The organism is Herbiconiux ginsengi (assembly GCF_900107435.1).
In the GTDB taxonomy this organism is placed as follows: domain Bacteria; phylum Actinomycetota; class Actinomycetes; order Actinomycetales; family Microbacteriaceae; genus Herbiconiux; species Herbiconiux ginsengi.
In genome coordinates, this window is record NZ_FNPZ01000001.1 from 856,298 (window position 1) to 872,633 (window position 16,336).

17 protein-coding genes and 1 pseudogene are annotated in these 16,336 nt (G+C 67.9%); 11 read left to right on the plus strand and 7 right to left on the minus strand.

The features are described 5' to 3' along the window. Nucleotide 1: 1 nt before the first annotated feature. Together BLW00_RS04170 and BLW00_RS04175 are read right to left on the minus strand one after the other, a co-directional pair. Nucleotides 2-1,285, minus strand: a complete 1,284-nt coding sequence (locus BLW00_RS04170) for a DUF445 domain-containing protein (RefSeq protein ID WP_092549576.1) — start codon at nucleotides 1,283-1,285, stop codon at nucleotides 2-4. A 177-nt stretch (nucleotides 1,286-1,462) separates the two neighbouring features. Further along, complete coding sequence (locus tag BLW00_RS04175; protein ID WP_092549579.1) at nucleotides 1,463-2,434, minus strand: SDR family NAD(P)-dependent oxidoreductase; 972 nt, start codon at nucleotides 2,432-2,434, stop codon at nucleotides 1,463-1,465. Nucleotides 2,435-2,477: 43 nt separating this feature from the next. Here BLW00_RS04175 and BLW00_RS04180 point away from each other — a divergent pair, with 43 nt between their 5' ends. Then, nucleotides 2,478-3,056, plus strand: coding sequence for a TetR/AcrR family transcriptional regulator (locus BLW00_RS04180; protein WP_092549583.1), 579 nt, complete (start codon nucleotides 2,478-2,480; stop codon nucleotides 3,054-3,056). A 68-nt stretch (nucleotides 3,057-3,124) separates the two neighbouring features. Here the strand turns inward: BLW00_RS04180 and BLW00_RS04185 are convergent, their stop codons facing one another. Then, the gene (locus BLW00_RS04185) at nucleotides 3,125-3,544 is read right to left on the minus strand and encodes a MarR family winged helix-turn-helix transcriptional regulator (protein ID WP_092549586.1); all 420 of its coding nucleotides are present in this window, start codon (nucleotides 3,542-3,544) and stop codon (nucleotides 3,125-3,127) included. A gap of 88 nt (nucleotides 3,545-3,632) precedes the next feature. Here BLW00_RS04185 and BLW00_RS04190 point away from each other — a divergent pair, with 88 nt between their 5' ends. Further along, entirely contained in the window at nucleotides 3,633-4,499 is an 867-nt protein-coding gene (locus tag BLW00_RS04190) for an alpha/beta fold hydrolase (protein WP_092549589.1), read from the plus strand. 15 nt (nucleotides 4,500-4,514) lie between these two features. Here BLW00_RS04190 and BLW00_RS04195 read toward each other — a convergent pair whose 3' ends face one another. Then, nucleotides 4,515-5,360, minus strand: a complete 846-nt coding sequence (locus tag BLW00_RS04195) for a helix-turn-helix domain-containing protein (protein WP_092549591.1) — start codon at nucleotides 5,358-5,360, stop codon at nucleotides 4,515-4,517. A gap of 141 nt (nucleotides 5,361-5,501) precedes the next feature. Here BLW00_RS04195 and BLW00_RS04200 point away from each other — a divergent pair, with 141 nt between their 5' ends. The 5 genes and pseudogenes from BLW00_RS04200 (at nucleotide 5,502) to BLW00_RS04225 (ending at nucleotide 9,221) form a co-directional block, all read left to right on the plus strand. After that, entirely contained in the window at nucleotides 5,502-6,185 is a 684-nt protein-coding gene (locus BLW00_RS04200) for an SDR family NAD(P)-dependent oxidoreductase (RefSeq protein ID WP_092549594.1), read from the plus strand. Nucleotides 6,186-7,008: 823 nt separating this feature from the next. Then, nucleotides 7,009-7,437: pseudogene (locus BLW00_RS24365) on the plus strand (FAD-dependent monooxygenase); the annotation flags it as partial. 20 nt (nucleotides 7,438-7,457) lie between these two features. Continuing rightward, nucleotides 7,458-8,099, plus strand: coding sequence for a hypothetical protein (locus tag BLW00_RS23945; RefSeq protein ID WP_175494062.1), 642 nt, complete (start codon nucleotides 7,458-7,460; stop codon nucleotides 8,097-8,099). A gap of 13 nt (nucleotides 8,100-8,112) precedes the next feature. Further along, on the plus strand, nucleotides 8,113-9,009 hold the full coding sequence (locus BLW00_RS04220) for an alpha/beta hydrolase family protein (protein WP_092549603.1): 897 nt from the start codon (nucleotides 8,113-8,115) through the stop codon (nucleotides 9,007-9,009). After that, a complete protein-coding gene (locus tag BLW00_RS04225; protein WP_139256618.1) occupies nucleotides 9,006-9,221 on the plus strand; it encodes an alpha/beta hydrolase family protein in 216 nt (71 codons plus the stop codon). The genes BLW00_RS04220 and BLW00_RS04225 overlap by 4 nt, the downstream gene beginning before the upstream one ends. Before the next feature lie 97 nt (nucleotides 9,222-9,318). On the opposite strand, the gene BLW00_RS04230 is transcribed toward BLW00_RS04225, so the two are convergent. Further along, a complete protein-coding gene (locus BLW00_RS04230) occupies nucleotides 9,319-10,203 on the minus strand; it encodes an AraC family transcriptional regulator (protein WP_092549607.1) in 885 nt (294 codons plus the stop codon). Between the two features lie 122 nt (nucleotides 10,204-10,325). On the opposite strand from BLW00_RS04230, the gene BLW00_RS04235 reads away from it, so the two are divergent. From BLW00_RS04235 to nhaA, 4 genes are read left to right on the plus strand one after another with little or no spacing between them, the layout of a single operon-like run. Next, the gene (locus tag BLW00_RS04235) at nucleotides 10,326-11,105 is read left to right on the plus strand and encodes an SDR family NAD(P)-dependent oxidoreductase (protein ID WP_092549610.1); all 780 of its coding nucleotides are present in this window, start codon (nucleotides 10,326-10,328) and stop codon (nucleotides 11,103-11,105) included. Continuing rightward, nucleotides 11,102-11,935, plus strand: coding sequence for an SDR family NAD(P)-dependent oxidoreductase (locus BLW00_RS04240; RefSeq protein WP_092549613.1), 834 nt, complete (start codon nucleotides 11,102-11,104; stop codon nucleotides 11,933-11,935). Before BLW00_RS04235 ends, BLW00_RS04240 begins: the two co-directional genes overlap by 4 nt. Continuing rightward, nucleotides 11,932-12,672, plus strand: coding sequence for an SDR family oxidoreductase (locus BLW00_RS04245; RefSeq protein WP_092549616.1), 741 nt, complete (start codon nucleotides 11,932-11,934; stop codon nucleotides 12,670-12,672). Before BLW00_RS04240 ends, BLW00_RS04245 begins: the two co-directional genes overlap by 4 nt. Before the next feature lie 5 nt (nucleotides 12,673-12,677). Next, the gene (gene nhaA, locus BLW00_RS04250; RefSeq protein WP_175494120.1) at nucleotides 12,678-14,570 is read left to right on the plus strand and encodes a Na+/H+ antiporter NhaA; all 1,893 of its coding nucleotides are present in this window, start codon (nucleotides 12,678-12,680) and stop codon (nucleotides 14,568-14,570) included. A gap of 228 nt (nucleotides 14,571-14,798) precedes the next feature. On the opposite strand, the gene BLW00_RS04255 is transcribed toward nhaA, so the two are convergent. Beyond that, nucleotides 14,799-15,779, minus strand: a complete 981-nt coding sequence (locus BLW00_RS04255) for an alpha/beta hydrolase (RefSeq protein ID WP_092549622.1) — start codon at nucleotides 15,777-15,779, stop codon at nucleotides 14,799-14,801. Next, a complete protein-coding gene (locus BLW00_RS04260) occupies nucleotides 15,779-16,105 on the minus strand; it encodes a putative quinol monooxygenase (RefSeq protein WP_092549625.1) in 327 nt (108 codons plus the stop codon). Before BLW00_RS04260 ends, BLW00_RS04255 begins: the two co-directional genes overlap by 1 nt. Nucleotides 16,106-16,336 lie beyond the last annotated feature (231 nt).

Consider the following 16,336-nt stretch of genomic DNA (forward strand, 5'->3'; position numbering starts at 1 on the left):
ATCAGACGAACAGAGCGTGCACGCCCGTGGCGATCGCGTAGATCCCGACGCCCGCGATCGCGCCGACCACCGTGCCGTTGATGCGGATGAACTGCAGATCGCGGCCCACCTGCAGCTCGATCTTCTGCGTGGTCTCGCGGGCATCCCAGCGCTGCACCGTGTCGCTGATGACCGAGGCGAGATCGTGGCGGTACTTCTGCACCGCATAGCCCGCCGCGTCGGCGATCCAGGCGTCGATCTTGGCCGAGAGCGTGCGATCGTTCGAGAGCCGCACGCCGACATCGACCAGGGCGGATGTCGCGGCCGACCGCAACTCGCTCGCGGGGTCGGCCAGCGAATCGGAGAGCGTCGTCTTCACCGTTTCCCACAACTGGCCGGCGAAGGAGCGCAGCCGCGGACTCTGCAGGAACTCGGTCTTGATCTCCTCGACCCGTTGCGCCATCGCAGGGTCGTGCTGCAGCCGATCAGTGAGATCGACGAGGTAGCCGTCGATCGCCACGCGCAGCGGATGCTCCGGATCGTCGCGCACCGAGCGCAGCAGCCCGATCACCTCACGATGGGCACGCTCGTCGGCGAGGCCGCCGACGAACCCGGGAACCCAGCGCGGCAGACGGGTGGAGACGACCTCGCCGAGCGCATCCGGATGCTCGCTGAGCCAGGTCTCCGCCGCATCGACGAGGGCGTCGACGACCGCGCGCTGGTGGTCGGCGACGACGAGCTCCGACCCCACCCGGCCGATCGTGGGCGCCCACTCCCGGTCGAACAGATACTCCCGGGCAAGCCTCTCGATCAGGCTCTCGACATCGCCGTCACTAAGGAAGCGCAGCACACCCTGCGCCATCACAGCGCCCTCGGCGCTCGCCCGCTCGGCATTCACCGGGTCGGCGAGCCACGCACCCAGCCGGTCGGCCACGCTGAAGGTGGCCAGCTTGCTCCGCACCACCTCGTCGGAGAGGAAGTTCTGCTCCACGAACTCGCCGAGGCTCACCCCGATCTCGTCTTTGCGGTTCGGGATGATCGCCGTGTGCGGAATGCGCAGACCGAGCGGATGCCGGAACAGCGCGGTCACCGCGAACCAGTCCGCGAGCGCACCCACCATCGCCCCCTCGGCCGCCGACCGCACGAACCCCAGCCACGCGTACGCGTCCTCGAGCGCGAAAGCCACCGCGAACACGACCGCCGAGAGCACCAGAAGGGCCGTCGCGAGCGTCTTCATGCGCCGGAGACCCGCCCGACGCTCGAGGTCGGCCTCCGTGAGCAGGGTGTCGCGCGTGGTGGTGGTCATCGTGTTCCTCCCGGCAGTGTGCCCACCTCGAAGAACCGACCATCGATCACACCGGCCGGAGCCCGAAGCTCACTGGTGTCGAATCGGGGCGCTGGGTGGGACGGCACGGTCGCTCCTCTGCACTCGAATCGATGTCACGTGCGCAGCCTAGTGGCCAGGCGGCAGCCTTCCACGGGATCACCGCCGCACGAGTGCGGCCGAGACCTCCCATAGCCGTTCCGCCATCGCAGGGTCGAGGGCCCACTCCTTGACCCCGTGCGGGTGATCGGCAAGGAGCGCATCGTTCGGCACCGTGTACGCCTCGCGGGACTCATCGAGATAGTGGCCGCCGGTGTGCGCGAACTCAGGAGCCACGGCCGCCACCATCGTGGTCGCGGCACCCTGCTCGACGGTCTTGTACGCGAAGAGCCCGGATGCCTCCGCGGCGTCGAGGGACTCCTTCTGCCGTGCGGAGAAGTTGCGCTGCAAGCCGGTGGCGACGCCGCCGGGATTGGCCGTGTTGACCACGATGCCGTCGGATGCCCAGCGCCGTGTCGCGTCGACGGCGAAGAGCGAGTTGGCGGTTTTCGATTGGGCATAGGCGATTTGCGGGTCGTACGCCCGACGCTCGAACTGCAGGTCGTCGAAGTCGATTCCGGCCCGCATGTGAGCGGTCGAGCTGAGCGCGACGATCCTGGCTCCGTCGCGCTCCGCAGCGCCCATCCGCAATGCGCCGTGCAGCCCCAGCGCGAGGGCGAAATGCCCGAGGTGGTTGGTCGCGAGTTGTAGCTCCCACCCTTCGACGGTGCGCTGGAGGTCACTGGTGACAATGCCGGCGTTGTTGATGAGGAGGTGCAGCGGGCCCTCCCACGACGCGGCGAAGTCGGCGACCGACCTCTGGTCGGCGAGGTCGAGTCGCCTGACCTCGGGTCGGATGGCTCCGGTCGATCGGAGGATCTGGTCGGCGACCGCATTCCCCGCGACCGTATTTCGAACGGCGAGCGTGACGGCAGCTCCGGCCGAAGTCAGCGCGCGTGCGGTCTCGACCCCCAGTCCAGAGGAGGCACCGGTGACGATCGCCGTGACACTCAAAAGATCGACGCCGCGCAGAACGTCGTCGGCGGTGCTGTCGGGCGTGAAGGAGGTGGTGATGAGTTCCGAAGGAGTCATTCCGGTCACTATACAGAATATATAGAAGATGTATAGTAAGACTATGCCTACTCCGGCCGCGGTCGCCGCGACGACTCCACTCGCCACCGATCGCCGTCGTGCCGTCATGGCTTCTGCGCTCATCACCTTCGCGCGGTTCGGGTATCACAAGACCTCCATGGAACAGATCGCGAAGGCGGCGCACATCTCGCGGCCGGGTCTCTACTTCCTCTTCGCCTCGAAAGAAGAGCTGTTCCGAGATGCCGTGACGCAGTCGCTCGAGGAAGACCTCAACGAGGTGGAACGCATTCTGGGCGCGAAGGATCGGGCGCTCCCGGAGCGATTGCTGGCGTCTTTCGACTGCTGGGCCGGTCGCTACGTGGGGCCTCTGGCCCAGGACATCACCCGGGTCATCGACGACAACCCGGCCCTTCTCGGCGACGTGGTCGACACCGCTCCCCGGCGGTTCGCCGACCTCGTGTTCTCGTCCATCGCGGCGAGAGCCGGCCGATCGGAGCGGGAGGCGGCCGCCGCGATCACGCAAACCATGATCAGCGCCTCGATCGGGATCAAACATCAAGCCGATGATCGTGCCGCATACCTGGAGCGCATGAAGGTCGCCATCGAGGTGCTGCTCGAGTGATCCCGCAACGCGGGATGACGTTCTCGACGACCTGGAAGACTCGCCGATCAGGCGCGCTCGCCGGCCGGCTACTCGAGAAGGCGCTGCAGGGCGGTCTGAACGTCTGCGACCCGGTCGCGGCCGACGAGTGATTCCCACTGCGCCCGCAGCTCGTCGAACACAGCCTCCCCCTCGCTCATCAGCGAATTCCCGCGGTCGGTCACAGCGAGATGCGAGCGGCGCCGGTCGCGTTCATCGGGGGCGCGCCGAACGTAGCCACCCTCCTCCAGAAACGCGACGGTCTTCGCCGCCGCCTGCTTTGACACCGATGTACGGCGCCCCACCTCGGAAACCGATCCGGCGCCGTCGGCAATGGCCCGCAGCGCGAAGTCATGGGCGGGCCGCACCCCGGGATGCCCGCGCGCGGCGAGTCGCACGGTCGCTTCGTCGGCCATGAATCGGAAGCCGCCGAGCAGAAGCAACGCGAGGTCGGCACCGTTTCGAGACATGGATGAATGCTAGCAATTCGACAATTAAGTTGTCTATTGAGTCAGCAATGTGTCAACCTGGTTGTCCATCGAGTTGCAAGGAGACACCATGAACCCGGACACGACCACCACCATCGCCTTGCGGCACGAGACCGCCGAGGTGAACGACACGGTCCTGCACTACGTCACCGCCGGAGAGTCGGGCAGCCCGGTGCTTCTCGTTCACGGTTTCCCCGAGACCTGGACCGCTTTCCGCACGCTCATCCCCCTTCTCGCCGAGCACCACCGCGTCTACGCCGTCGACCTTCGTGGCTTCGGCGACTCCGCCATCGCCGACGAGAACTTCTCGAGCGCGATCGCCGCCGACGACCTGCACGCGCTCATCGAGGAACTGTCCATCGGACCGATGCACGTCGTGGGCCAGGACCTCAGTGGCGGCCTCGTCTACCGACTGGGCCGCCTGCATGCCGAAGACGTCCTCAGCCTCACGGCCATCGAATCCGGCCTGGCTGGATTCGGCGCAGAGCGTCTCGCCGACGTCGCCCACGGCGGCGCCTGGTACATCGGCGCGCTTGCGGCCCCCGACGTCGCCGGCCTGCTGTTCGAGAGCAAGGCTCACGCGTTCATCGGCGAGTACCTCTATCCGCTGTACGGCATGGCCGTCGATGCCGAAGACGTTTCCGAACTCGCGCGCACGTACGGGAGGCCCGGCGGATTCTCGGGCGCGGCCGGTCTCTACCGCAGCATGCTCACCGAGGGCGACGAGTTGCGCGCTCTCGCGAACACGACGCTGACCGTACCCGTGGTGGCCGTCGGCTCTCGTGGCGGCGACTTCACGCACTCGTCGTTCAGCGCCGTGACATCTCAAAGCGTGCCCGCCCTGCGGCTCGAGGGCATTGGTCACTACGTCGCGCAGGAGGCTCCGCAACGCCTCGCCGACATCCTGCTGCGAGCGTTTGCCGACCGCGTGCGGTGACCGGGCCCCGTCAGGTCAGAGATGCCCCTCACGCGCCTGAACGGGGAGGTCGATCGACGCCAGGAGCGCCAGCTTCTCCGCGTTCTCCGACCCGGCGTCGGGATGGTAGATCACCAGCATCTGCCCGTCCGCCCCGCCGATGGCCAGACGTTCGCGGTTGACCACCACCTCACCGAGCTGCGGGTGGTCGATGCGGAAGATCGTTCCGCTCTGCCCCCGCACCTCGTGCCGCGCCCACAGCTGGCTGAAGCGCGGGCTCGCCAGGGACAGCTCGCCGGTGAGCTCGATGAATCGCGGGTCGTCGATGTCGTTGCCGACGGCTTGACGCAGGCTCGCGATGAAGCACTCGGTGACGTCCTCCCAATCCGGATAGAGGGACTGCACGTCGCGGCTCAGGAACAGGTCGCGCAACTGGTTCCTCCCGACGGCGAGGTTCGGCGACAGGGCTCGCGCCAGGCTGTTGGACGCCAGCACGTCGAAATACCGTCCCTCGATGAAGGCCGGCTGAACCAGAGAGTCCAGCAACTTCAGGGCACCCTCCGGCGGCACCTCTGTGCGAGGCCTCCGTCTACGCTGCCGCGGCAGCTCGCCGACCAAGGTGAGGAGATAGGCGGTGTGCTCGTCGTCGAGCTGCAGGACGCGGGCGATCGACTCGAGCACCTGCGCCGACGGGTACCGATCACGCCCTCGTTCCAGTCGCATGTAGTAGTCGGCACTCACTCCGGCGAGCATCGCCACCTCTTCGCGCCGGAGCCCGGGCACGCGGCGCACCCCACCGTCGGGGATGCCCGCCCGCTGTGGCGTGACCAACTCACGCCGGGCGCGCAGAAAGGAGCCCAGAGCATTCGTCGTGTCGTTCACCGCCTCAGCCTACGTCCGCGCGCGCGAGCCAGAGGGGGTCCTCTCACACCCCAGGCCGGCCGGAGCCCTCGCTGAGCGAGAGCGAGACGCCTAGCCTTTCGAACGGCCCGAGCTGGGCCCCCACCACCCGAGAGGACTTTCATGACCATCACCCTGATCACCGGAGCGAACAAGGGAATCGGATTCGCCACCGCGGAGCACCTCACGAGCCTCGGCCACACGGTCTACATCGGAGCCCGAGATGCCGAGCGGGGCCGCGAGGCGGCCGCGTCGATCGGCGCCCGCTCCGTGCACCTCGACGTCACCGACGACAGGTCCGTGGCAGCGGCGCTCGCCGAGATCGACGCGAGCGAGGGCCATCTCGACGTCGTCGTCAACAACGCGGGGATCCAGGAGATCGGCATGGACGGACCGACGGCGCTCCGGGCATTCGACACCAACGCCGTGGGAATCGTGCGTGTCATGGAGGCGGCTCTTCCGCTGCTGCGCAAGGCGGCCAACCCGAATGTCGTCACGATCTCCAGCAGCGCCGGCTCGTTCTGGGCCGTGACGAATCCCGACCGGGTGGAATCACAATTGACGAACGCGCTCTACGCCGCGTCGAAGGCCGCCGCGACCATGCTGACGCTCCAATACGCGAAGGCGAATCCTGACATCATCTTCACCGCGCTCGAGCCCGGATATACCGACACCGACATGACCGCAGCATTCGAGGGCGGGCGATCACCCCGTGACAGCGCCCTGGTCGTGGCCCGCTTCGCGACCCTCGACCCCGGGGCGCCGAGCGGAACCTTCCAGGATGAGGACGGTCGCCTTCCCTGGTGAGCCCCGAGCATCTCGGGAAACTCCTCGTCCGGACCATGATCGAGGACGGTTCGGGTGCGGCATTCAGATGGACGCTCTTCACGGGCGACGCCCATGGCTTGTACCGAGGATTCGGGTTCACGACCCCCGACAGCACCGCCATGGTCAGGCCGGGCGCACGCCCGGCCACGACGTAGGGCGGCGGCCAGAGCGATTCGCGCGACCGTGAACAGCGGCAGGGCGCCGACCGCCGCGTTCTGAGCAGTGTGCGGGCCGACCTCGGCCGTCCTACTATGCGGCCCGTCCGGTGTCGCTGGTCTGAGTGGTGTCGACAGTGGCCAGCCCCTTCTGCGACGACTTCCCTGAGCAGGTCGCGGAGCCACCTGTGAGCGGGGTCGAGTGTATAGATAGGACTCCATGCGTCGGAGATGGTGAACGGCGGCGCGGTCTGATCCGATGCCGGCACCCATCGGGTGCCGCTCCCTTCGCATCGTTTCGCCGCCAGCCGGGCGGGGACCAGGGCGGTCAGCCCCGCGCTCTCGACGACGGAGAACAGCTGGAGAAAACTGTCCGTCCGCACGACAGGGACCTCTTTCGTGCCGGCGCGCTCGATGAGTCGGGCGGGTGACCACGGCGCATCCATGATGTCGTAGCAATACGCCCAGCTGCGGCCGTCGAGGGCGGCCGTGTCGGCTGTTCGATCGTGTGGGCGCCGGCGAGGAGTTCCGCGAAGACGCCGTCGAGTGGGAACTGTACGACATGCGCAACAAGGCATTCGGCGGCGACCTCCTGATGAGCATGGACTGGTCGGTCATCGGCCCCCCACGGCTACCGGTCGCACTGGATCTTCTACCAGAACAACCTCGAGCTCGCCCTCAACCGCCAGGTCGAAGCCACCGGCAACGTGTCGGTGCACTTCAGCCACGAGCTGATCAGCTTCGAGCAGGACGGTTCCGGTGTCACAGCCACAGTGAAGAACCGGCAGACCGGCGAAGAGTTCCCGGTGCGCGCCAAGTACCTTCTCGGTGCCGACGGCGCGAACAGTTCTGTCCGCGAGTCGCTGGGGATCAAAGCCGTGGAAGGCAACGTCGGCCCGAACCAGCTCGTCGTCGACACCCTGCAACTCCACGACGACCTCGAGTTCGAGTTCGACAACGGCCAGTTCGCCGACCCCGAGCGCCCCGGCTGCCTGTACCGGTTCCGCGAGTCGATGACCGAGGAATGGCGCCGTGACCGCGTCTTCCTCATCGGCGACGCGGCTCACGTGCTCTGGCCGTTCGCCGGGGAGGGCATGTGCAACGGTCTTCGCGACGCGGCCTCGACAACGTGGTGCTCCGCGGCATCGCCTCGGACGCCGTGCTCGACAGCTATGAGGGAGATCGGAAACCGAACATGCAGGGATGGATCGACCACTCCCGTGAGATCGGTCTTCCCTGCATCATCATGGATCAGGAGGCCGCTGCCGAGCGCGACACCTTCCTTTTCGCCGTTCAACAGAACCCGTCTCTGCTGCCTCCGGCATCCGTCCCCCCGGGCCCGACCGCGTTCTCGAACCCGGGAGACCCCACCGCCGGCCTTCCAGCCGTTCAGGGGCAGATCGCGTCCTCCACCACACAGGGTCTGCTCGACTCCGTGGCAGGAGCGGGCTTCCAGGTGATCACGATGGACCCCGCCGTGATCGACGCCCTCACCGACACCGACCGGGCCTTCCTCGACCAGATCGGAGCCCCGATCATCCTGATCGGCGCCCCCGGCTCCGACGCACCCTTCACCGACACCGACGGCACCTACGCCGCATGGTTCGAGCGCCTCGGGCGCGCCGCGGTGCTGACCCGCCCCGACTACTACCTGTTCGGATCGGCCGAGAACCCCGGCGACGTCCACGCTCTCGTGGAATCGCTGAGCACGGCCCTCGGCGTCACGATCCCCGCCTGAGACTGGAGCATCGATGAGCACGGACACCACCACTCCGCCCTGGAAAGCCGAAGCCGAGGCCCACAAGAGGGCGATGCCCCTGCAACGCCTCGCCGGAAACGGCATGGACTACGCAGACGTGGTGGATCTGTACCGGCTCGTCGATGACGGAATCTACTGGTCCGATGCCGGTGGACAGCTCGGTGACCGAAATGTCGAGCGAGGCACAGTCGCTCTCCAGGCCGGTCACCGGGCCACGGCGGCGGCGTGGTTCCGCGCCGCCGCCGCATGCTTCCGGGTCGCCCCAGTGCCGCTACCCGACCGTGACCCACGAAAGATCGAGCTCTACCGGAAGCTGATCGCCTCCAACGGCCCGGCTGGCGAGCTCGACGACCCGCCGATCGAGCACGTCGAGATCCCGTGGAGCGGCGCTGCCGTGGTCGGATGGCTGCTGCGCCCAGCCGGTGTGGAGCAACCACCGACGGTGATCGTGATGGGCGGCTTCGACGGCTGGCGTGAGGAATACCACGTCGGGGCAACCTATCTCGTCGCTCGCGGCATTGCGGTGCTGCTCATGGACGGCCCCGGCCAAGGAGAGACGCGCCTGTTTCAGAGCCTTCACATGGGTGCCGACGTGACTGACGCCTACGGCGCGATGATCGACTTCATCCGCGCCGACGACCGCCTGTCGTCCGTCGTCGGAATCTGGGGCAACAGCATGGGCGGGTTCCTCGCCGCTCTCGCCGCCACCCGAGACCCACGAATCGCCGCCTGCGTCGTCAACGGCGGCACCATCCGGCCGTCGGAGATCCTCGACCGGTACCCCCGCTTCACGTCCAAGATCCAGCCCTCCTCGGCATCGACGACCCCGACGACGCCCGAAAGGCAATGGAGCAGTTCCACCTCTCGCCCACCGACCTCCAGTCCTTGACCTGCCCCCTCCTGGTACTCCACGGCACCCCCGATCAGGTGTTCCTCATCGAGAACGCCCGACTCTTGTTCGATCTCGCGGCATCCGAAGACAAGTCGTTCGAAGAGTGGCCCGACGGCGACCACTGCATCTACAACCACTCGCTCGAAAAACACGTCATCGTCAGCGACTGGCTCGCCGATCGGCTCCTGCCGCTCGCCGCCCCGAGCTGACCGCTCGCAACCACCTACCTCGACATCGCCCACCACGGTCTAGCGGGCAACGCCGCAGCAGGGAGATGTTCGCGGCGCGCCCCCGGCTCACAGTCGGTCAGGCTCGGAGCATCGCCAGGTCGCGGCTGGGCGGCGCGCCGAACTCTCGTCGGTATTCCCGGCTGAATTGCGACGGACTCTCATACCCGACTGCGTACGCGGTGGTCGCGATGTCGCCGGGGTTGGCGATGAGCTGCAGTCGCGCTTCGTGCAACCGGATGCTCTTCTGGTACTGGATCGGGCTCATCGAGGTCACTGCCTGGAAGGATCGATGGAACGCCGACGGACTCATCCTCGCCAATTCTGCGAGTTCATCGACACGGAGCGACTCGGCGAAGTGCTCCCGAATCCACCGCACCACGTGACGGACACGGCTGAGGCTGCTGTCGGCCAAGCCCAGCTGTCGCACGGTCGCCCCGTGCTCTCCGGACATCATCAGCCAGAGGATCTCCCGCTCGATCATCGGCGCGAGCACGGGGATGTCGCGAGGAGTGTCCATCAGGCGCAGCATCCGTGCCGCGGCGTCGAGGAGTCTTTCGGACGCGTCACCCACTGCGATGGCGGGCGGTGATGATTCGCCTCGTACCGGCCGCAGGAATTCGCTGGCCGCACTGTTCAACATCAGCTCGGCGATGATCTCCGGCCGTAGTTCCAAGCCGAATCCCAATGCCGGCTTCTCCGGCGTGGCATCCGTGAACTGTCCGGACACGGGGAGATCGACCGACGCGATCAAGAACTGCCCGGGCCCGTAGTCGTGCACCGCGCTGCCGACAGAGAGCCGCTTCGTCCCTTGGGCGACGATCGCCAGGATGGTCCCCGTCGACGACTCGTCCGGTGAACCGGTGGCATCCATCCGCGACACGACGACTCCGGGGATCATCGAAGGCACGATACCGATCTGCGCGTGCTTCTCCACCAAGGCGCGAAAGTCCTGTAATGACATGGGTTGATTCAATCAGCGACGACGAGTCACAGCACCGATCTCTGGCAAAGTGGGCAGGATTGGGCAAGGAATGGGGTGGATCGCCCTAACTGTCGGATGGTCTCGGCCTGTTGGCTGAAACCATGAACTCACCAACCCCCACCACCGCAGTAGCAGTCGTCACCGGAGCGAGCGCCGGAATCGGCCGCAGCGCCGCCATCGAGATCGCCGCCCGAGGAGCGGGCGTCGTCGCCACCTACAACTCGCGCCCCGAGGGTGCGGAGGAGACGGTCGCCCTCATCCGGGCCGCCGGGGGCAGGGCCATCGCCCTGCCGCTCGACATCGGCCGGACCGACACGTTCCCGGCCTTCCGGGAGGAGCTGACCCGCGCGCTCGAGAGCGAGTGGCAGACCACCACGATCCAGGCCCTGGTCAACAATGCCGGCTTCGGCGGCGGCCTCGGCTTCGAGGAGATGACCGAGGAGGCGTTCGACCAGTACTACCGGGTGCTCCTCCGCGGCCCCTACTTCCTCACCCAGTCGCTGCTCCCGATCATCCGCGAGGGCGGTGCGATCGTGAACACCTCGAGCAGCTCAGCGAGGCCGGGCGACACCCAGGCCGGCTACTCGGGTTACGCCGCCATGAAGGCCGGTCTGGTCGTCGCTTCCCGCTACCTCGCCCAAGAACTGGGTGAGCGCCGAATCCGGGTCAACTCCATCGCCCCCGGCCCCACCCGCACGAGGATCGCGGATGACGCCTTCGACCGTTACCCGGAGATCATCGGCGGCATCGCCGCGAAGACCGCGCTCGGCCGCATCGGCGAACCGGCCGACATCGGAAAGGTCATCGCCTTCCTCGTCTCCGACGACGCCGCTTGGATCACGGGAGAGGACATCCAGGTGGCCGGGGGCTACGCACTGTGAGCGAGGACGAGCGCCGTTTCAGCACCGTGGTGCTGACCGGCGCCACGAGCGGCATCGGCGAAGCCACGGCTCACCGGCTCTCCAGCCCGGCCGACCGCCTCGTGCTGCTCGGCCCCGAACCGGAGCCGGAGGTCGCAGCTGTGCTCCGCGGCATCCGGAACACCGGATCGGCCGACGTGCGGTACGTCCCGGCCGACTTCACGAGCCTGGCCGACGTCGTGGGCGCGGCGCAGGCGGTGCGGGCTCTCGCTCCGCGGATCGACGTGCTCATCAATGACGCCGGTGTGCCCGGCGCGCCCGAGCGGTCCGTCACGACCGACGGTTTCGAGCGCACGCTCCAGGTGAACGCGCTGGCTCCCGCGCTGCTCACCCGGCTTCTCGTGCCGGCTCTCGGTCCGCACGCGCGAATCGTGAACGTCGGCTCGTCGGCGCACCACATCGAGCGCTTCGATTTCGCCGACATCGACCTCGCCCAGGGCTACACACCGGTCGCCGCCTACGGGCGCGCCAAGCTCGCGATGGTCACCTGGTCGTCGTTGCTGGCCGAGGAGGAGGCGGGCACGGATGTCACGGTCGTCGCGCTGTGCCCTGGTCTCAACGACACCCCGCTGAGCGCTGCGATGATGGGCCGGATCGGCGGGCCGCCCTCCGTCGGCGCCGCCCGCGTGCTCCACGCGATCACCGCCGACGTGCCGTCCGGTTCCTACCTGGAGAACGACCGCGTCGTCGCCCCGAGCGCGGAGGTGCGTGACCCGGAGAACCGCGAGCGACTCGCTCGGCTCTACTGGACGCGTCTCGCGCCCTTCGCCCGATCCGGGGCGCGGGCATGAGCGAGCGCGGTGCCGCGTCCGGCATCCTCACCGGGCGCGTCGCCGTCGTGTTCGGCGCCACGGGCTGGCTCGGCGCCGCGATCTGCCGCGAGCTGGCCGAGGCCGGCGCGAGTGTGGTCATGGTGGGCCGGAACGCCGATCGGCTCGACGAACTGCAGCGAGAGCTCGGCGGCGGCAACTGCATCCTGACGGCCATCGCCGACGTCACCTCGCAACTGGATGTCGACGACGCCCGTCAGGCGGCCATCGCCCGGTTCGGGCACGTCGACCTGCTCGTGGTGTCGTCGGGTGTCGTCACTGCTTCGGCCTTCGAAGACGGCGTGCCGGCCGACTGGGGTGAGATGATCGACGTCAACCTGCGCGGACTCCTGCACGCCTCGCAGACCTTCGCGGAGCCTCTCCTCCGCAGCGCCGACGGCGGTGGCCGCGCCGATCTCGTGCTGATCGGCGCCGTCGGCACCGATGTGAGCACCCCGCGATTCGCGGTCTTCAATGCCGTGTCTGCGGCGATCAAGCAACTCGCCCGCACGCTCCGTCACGAGTACGGACCGCGCGGCCTTCGCGTGCACATCATCGAACCCGGCTTCACCAGCGACACCGAGAGCGAGCACGACGCCAGGAGGGCCGCGGCGCCCGTGCAGCCTGAGACGATCGCCGCCGTCGTCACGCTCGCCGCGGGTCTGCCGCGCGGCGCGAACCTCGCCGAAGCGATCCTCCTCCCCACCGAGACGGCGTGAGAATGATGACGACGACAACCACGACGACACGGCCGGCGCCGCCCACACGGCGGGCCGCTCGGCCACTCGGCGTCCTGACCCGATTCCGGCGCAGTCCCGAAGCGCTGCGAGGCGCCGTGATCCTCTTCCTCGCCACCTTCGCCGCGCTCATCTGGGCGAACCTGCCCGGCACGAGCTACGACACCTTCTGGCACCTGCCGCTCGGCGTCGAACTCGGCGACTTCGCCTTCGACCTCGACCTACAGCACTGGGTGAACGACGCGCTGATGGCCGTATTCTTCGCCCACGTCACCCTCGAGGTGCGACGCGAACTCGAGCTCGGCGAGCTCCGGGACTGGCGGCGCGCCAGCGTGCCCATCATCGCCGCCATCGCTGGACTGATCGTGCCGGCACTGATCTACGTCGGAATCACGGCCGGCACCGGCGCCGTCGGCGGATGGGGCGTCGTCGTCTCCACCGACACGGCGTTCGTGCTCGGAATGCTCGCCCTCGTCGGCCGGGGCATGCCACCGGCGCTGCGGATCTTCGTCGTGACCCTCGCCGTCTCCGACGACGTCGGAGCCCTCGGCGTGATCGCCTTCGCCTATACCGACGACTTCAACCCCCTTCCCCTCCTGCTCGCCGCCGCCGGGCTCGCCGTGATCGGGGTGATGCGCTACCTCGGCGTGTGGCGCGGCCCGCTCTACCTCTTACCCTCCATCGTGGTCTGGATCGGCTTCCTGCTCTCCGGCGTGCACGCCACACTCGCCGGCGTCGCCATCGCCCTGCTGCTCCCCATCTTCTCCACTCGTGCCGATGATCTCCGTCGAGCCCAGAACCAGATGCGCGCGTTCCAGATGACGCCGACGGCCCTCTCCGCACGATCGGCTGAGAACTCCCTGGCCCGCGCCGTCTCGATCAACGAGCGTGCCTACAACGCGCTCACCCCGTACGTCACCTGGTTCATCCTGCCCGTCTTCGCACTCTCCAACGCGGGGGTGCGCATCACCCTTGGCTCCCTTGCCGACGCCTTCACGTCGCCACTCACCTGGGGAATCGTCATCGGATTGGTGGCCGGCAAGACCGTCGCGATCTCGGTGGCGACCTGGATCGTGACACGATTCCGCCCTGGCGCGCTCGGGCCGTCCATCGGGATGCCCCACATCATCGGAGTGAGCCTGCTCGCCGGGATGGGATTCACGATCTCGCTCTTCGTCACCGAGCTCGCCTTCGACGACCCCGTCGACGTCAGCCGCGCCCAGATCGGCGTCCTGGCCGCCACCGTCCTCGCCGCACTGCTCGGGGCCGTGGCGTTCATGATCCTCGGCGCCCGCGAACGGCACCGCTTCCCCGCCCGGGGCCGCCTGCTCCGCCCACTCGACCCGACGCGCGACCCGGTTCTGGGCGACGCCGTCACCGCCATCGTCACCGTGGTGGAATACGGCAACTACGCCACCCCGTACGCGGCTCGTGCTGAGGAGATGCGGCGTGAGATGCAGGGCCGGTTCGGCCACGAGGTCGCCTACACGTTCCGGCACCTCCCCCTCGATCAACCACTGGGCCGTGCCGCCGCACTGGCCAACGAAGCGGCCACCCGGCAAGGCCGCTTCTGGGAGATGCGCGACGAACTGATCCGCGAGGCACCGATCGAGACCGAACGCCAGATCCGCCGCGCCGCAGCGGCCGCCGGACTCAACCTCCGACGGTTCGAGATCGACTGGGCCAGCGCTGCCGGAGCCGAACGAGTCGACCAAGACATCCACGACGGCGAAACCATGCACCTCATCCAGGCGCCCAGCTATTTCGTGGGCGGCGAGCTGTATCGGGATGCCATCGACGCCGACTCGGTGAACGATGCCGTCGCGGCTGCGCGAGATGCAGCCGCCCACCGCGACGACCACGCCACGCCGTCGCTCTAGCAGCTCTTGACCTGCCCGACTCACGAAACCACCGATCTCCGAGGAACCACCTTCTGGACGCATACCCGTGGCAGCCGCCGGCTGGTCGATCCATTACCCGATGTCGTCGAGTCGCTCCGAATCGCGGGCGCAGTGCGGACAGCTCGACCCGAGCACGATGGGACGGAAAAGCCCCCGTTCGCGGCCACACGGGGTGGAAACGAACGGGGGCTTCCTACCGGTAGGAGCTCAGCTCGCGGCAGGCACGGCGTTCAACACGCGGCGCAGCCACGCTGTGCGTGCTGCGCGGGCGGCTTGCGAGAGTGCCGCGGCAGGCAGCATGGCGTCGAAGCCGTGGGTTCCGCCAGCCCAGATGTGCAGTTCGGCCTGGCCGCCGGCTGCCCAGATGCGGCTCGCGTACTGCTGGTCCTCGTCGCGGAACACCTCCGCCGATCCGGCGTCGATGTAGGTGGTGGGCAGGCCCGCGAGGTCGTCGGCGAGGGCTGGCGAGAGGTACAGCGACACCCGGTCGCGATCGATGTCGCCGAGCACAGCGTTCCACGCGAACTCGTTCGACTCGCGCGACCAGACGCCGGGCGCCGGGTACTGCTGGGCGGAAACGGTGATCCCGCGATGATCCAGCATGGGGCAGATGAGAACCTGGGCAGCGATCGAGGAGGTGCCCCGGTCCCGGGCGAGGAGCGTGACCCCCGCCGCGACGCCGCCTCCCGCGCTCGTGCCCGCCACGATCAGTCGGGTGGGATCGACACCGAGCTCGTCGGCGTGATCGGCCAGCCAGATCAGGGCGGCATATCCGTCTTCGACCAGCGTCGTGCCGGTCGCCTCGGGGGCGAGCCGGTAGTCGACGGTCACGACGACGGCACCGAGCTCATCCAGCCAGTCGAGTGGAATGTCGATCTGCGAGAAGCGGTCACCCATCACCATCCCCCCGCCGTGCAACCACAGCACACCGGGCGCGAGACCCGTCCCGGTCTCCGGGCTGATCACCGTGATCGGCAGCCTCGTTCCGTCGTCGGTCAGCACCGACTCTTCACGACGCCGCACGGCGCGGCTTTCCAGAAGTGGTTCGACGGGTGCGCTCGAGTATGGACGGATCATGGGGAGCGTTGTGGCATCGAGGGCGCCGAACGCGGGCAGGTTCTCCAGGAACGCCGCGATCTCCGGGTCGAACCCCGGCCGATCCGTGGAGGGCGCTGCATCTTCCGACATCAGAGCGCCGCCTTTCCGCCCACGGGAATGAGGTCGGTGTACACCGACTCGCCCTCGAGGAGTTCAGCGAATCCGGCGACGATCGCCTGGGCGGCGGGGGTGGCGAATATCCGATGGTGGTCGTCTTCGGTGGTCCAGCCTTCAATGACGTGGGCGACATCGGGGTCGCTCGCGGATCGGCTCACGAGGTACACGAGGCAGTACTCGCTGGAGGCAGGGTTCCCCTCCTCCAGGCCGCTGAGGAGGAGCTTGACGAGGTCGTCTCCGCGGCCAGGCTTGGCAGTCAAGGTGGCGGCGAATCCGTAGGTGACAGGTGAATTGGTCATGTATTCATCCAAGCCAATCCGCTGAACTCGGCGTAGACGATTGCTCCGACGTCCTTGCCTGTTCCTGCATCCGAGGCTAGCGACCGGGTCGGAGATGTCGACCCACAATTGTCCAGGCAGCCCATCTGCGCCCACGTCTCGCGGCCGTCGCTGAGTTCGCAGTTCTGACCGGCCTGCGCTGGTCAGAACTGCGAACGCTTTGCGTGGGTGACTCCGCACCCACATCACTGA